Annotated in this window: 1 protein-coding gene and 2 pseudogenes; 2 read left to right on the plus strand and 1 reads right to left on the minus strand. The window is 59.0% G+C overall.

All coding sequences use genetic code 11. The annotated features are described in order from the left end of the window. Positions 1-659: pseudogene (locus AB0T83_RS20200) on the plus strand (IS3 family transposase); the annotation flags it as partial. A 59-nt stretch (positions 660-718) separates the two neighbouring features. Then, a pseudogene (locus tag AB0T83_RS20205) lies at positions 719-1363 on the plus strand (IS5 family transposase); the annotation flags it as partial. Positions 1364-1443: 80 nt separating this feature from the next. Here AB0T83_RS20205 and AB0T83_RS20210 read toward each other — a convergent pair. Further along, positions 1444-1633 (minus strand): hypothetical protein (locus tag AB0T83_RS20210; RefSeq protein ID WP_366194993.1); only part of this gene is annotated, 190 nt, incomplete at its 5' end.

A 1633-nucleotide genomic window follows, 5' to 3' on the forward strand; every position in this document is an offset into this window, starting at 1 on the left:
AACAAGACGGTGCGCGAGATGGAAGCCCGCATCCGCGAACTTGAACGCCAGCTCGGACGCAAGACGCTCGAGGTGGAGATCCTGAAGGAAGCGCTCGACAAGTCCCGGTCAAAAAAACCGACCTTGCTTGCGCAATCGCTCAAACGGGACGATTTGCCATGAAAGCCATCGCCGAAACTCTGGGCGTGTCCCGCTCCAACCTGCACGAGCGACTGAACGGGAGCGCCAAGCCGCGTCGGAGCTACCATAAAGCTCAAGACGCGGCGGTGTTGCCGCGCATCGAGCGGCTGGTGGCGAAGCGCCCGACCTATGGCTACCGCCGGATCACCGCCGTTTTGAACCGGGAGCTGCGGGCCGAGCGGCTCGCGCCCGTGAACCACAAGCGGGTCTACCGCATCATGAAGACCAACAACCTGCTGCTGGAACGCTCTGGCTTTGACCGGCCCGAACGCACCCACGACGGCAAGGTGGTGATGATGCGCTCGAACCTGCGCTGGTGCTCGGACGGCTTGGAGTTCACCTGCTGGAATGGCGATGTCATCCGCGCAGCCTTTCTGATCGACGCCCACGACCGCGAGATCATTGCCTGGCGCGCCGTGGCCAATGCCGGCATCAGCGGCTCGGACGTGCGTGACATGCTGCTGGAGGCCGTCGAACAGTGACCCGCACCGGGTTTGCCGGAGGCTCCAACTCCTGAGTAGGATGGAGCATCATGACAAAGACAACGATATTGAACTTTCGCCACCTGCTGGAGAAGCATCAGCTGACCGAAAAGCTGATTGTCGAGGTGAACACTCACCTCGCCGATCAGGGTATCACGCTTCGCTCCGGAACACTGGTGGATGCGACGATCATCGGTGCGCCGTGCTCGACCAAGAACGAGGCCAAGGCGCGCGATCCCGAGATGTCGTCGACAAAGAAGGGCAACGACTGGTATTTTGGCATGAAGGCGCATGTCGGCGTCGATGCAGACAGTGGCATCGTCCACAGCCTCCAAACCACTACCGCCAAGGTTCATGACAGCCAGGTCTGGGACGACCTTCTGCACGGCAAGGAGACATCGGTTTGGGCCGACAAGGGTTATGTCAGCACCGCGCGAGAGGCGGCATTCTCCGGGGCGGGCAAGTTCTGGGGTGTGATGCGAAAGGCTGCCATAGGCGGCAAACTTCATCCGATCGAAGAAGACATCAACCGGATCATTGCCAAGGTGCGGGCCCTGGTTGAGCATCCCTTCCGGGTGATCAAGCGCCAGTTCGGATACATCAATACCCGTTATCGTGGTCTCGCCAAGAACCGCGCGCAGTTCTTCACGCTGTTCGCCCTTGGCAACTTGTTTCTTGTTCGACGGAAACTGATGGCATGAGCTGGACCCTGCCCAAAATCAGGGGCTCGGGACAGCCAATTCTGACGCTACGAGCCCAAAATCGGTCCTCGTCTGCTAAATCAAAGCTCGATTGCACGGAAATCGGTGCAGCCAAAACAGTAGATCAGACGTTCCCATTGCTGTTTTTTTTTGAATTTTTTGCCCAAATTTTTATTTTGACGCCGAGATGGGCGGTGATCCAGCCCCCGTTTCACCGGACACCTAAGCGGTTTCGGTTTTGGCCCTGATGAACTCGCGGGGCGAGCGCCA

This window comes from Meridianimarinicoccus marinus, assembly GCF_040689105.1.
Taxonomy (GTDB): domain Bacteria; phylum Pseudomonadota; class Alphaproteobacteria; order Rhodobacterales; family Rhodobacteraceae; genus Meridianimarinicoccus; species Meridianimarinicoccus marinus.